The 1,002-nt window shown below is 63.0% G+C and carries 1 pseudogene; it reads left to right on the top strand.

The annotated features are described in order from the left end of the window. Window positions 1-58: 58 nt before the first annotated feature. Window positions 59-1,002 (top strand): annotated as a pseudogene (locus D2T30_RS22890) (IS5 family transposase); the annotation flags it as partial.

Here is a 1,002-nt window from a genome sequence, read left to right as displayed (position 1 = left end):
TGTTGTACAAATCCGGTGACGGATTCACCTTGTGAATTCAGCGTGATAGCTGGGTAGCATGAGCAGACCGACACCTCCGCCCTACAAGACCCGGAACTGGCCCAGCTACAACCAAGCGCTGAAGCGCCGTGGCTCTCTGACGATCTGGTTCGATCCGTCCATGACCTGGGAGGCTGCTCCGACAGGCAAACGTGGTCGACAGCGCGACTACGGCGACGCTGCGATCCAGACTTGCCTGACATTGAAGGTGCTGTTCGGGATGGCGCTGCGCCAAACAACCGGGTTCGTCGAAAGCCTGCTGCGACTGATCGGCCTCGACTGGGCGGTGCCGGACTTCAGCACGCTGTCACGACGGCAGAAGACCCTGCAGGTGAACATTCCCTATCGTGGTTCGGACGGCCCCCTGCACCTGCTGGTCGACAGCACCGGGATCAAGGTTGAGGGTGAAGGCGAGTGGACTGAGGAGGGTCAGCAAACAGTCCGGGGGACTGTTTGCCCGACGAAGGCGCAAGCACGGCGGCTCGAAACGACGCGTCTGGCGCAAGCTCCACATCGGAATCGACGAGAAAACCCTGGAAATCCGTGCGGCCGAGTTCACCACCAGCAACGTGGGCGATGCGCCCATGCTGCCTGAGTTGCTCAACCAGATCCCGCCCGTCCAGGAGATCGCCAGCGTGACCGCCGATGGTGCCTTCGACACCCGCAAATGCCATGACGCCATCGCCGCCCGAGGTGCCGCGGCGATCATCCCGCCCCGCAAGAACGCCAAGCCCTGGAAGCCGGATACCCCCGGGGCTATCGCCCGCAACGAGATCCTGCGCACATCGAAGCGCCTTGGTCGAACCATCTGGCGACGATGGAGCGGCTATCACCGCCGAAGCCGTGTAGAGGCCAAAATGCACTGCGTGAAACTGCTGGGCCAGCGCCTGTCCGCCCGAGACTTCGACCGTCAGGTCGCGGAGTTCCAAGTCCGAGTTGCCGTCCTGAACGGCTTCACCGCGC

Origin of the sequence: Paenirhodobacter populi (genome assembly GCF_004022215.1) — a bacterium.
Classification (GTDB): domain Bacteria; phylum Pseudomonadota; class Alphaproteobacteria; order Rhodobacterales; family Rhodobacteraceae; genus Rhodobacter; species Rhodobacter populi.
Note: the sequence above shows the minus strand (reverse complement) of the source record. Positions and strands in the feature narration are given on the sequence as shown.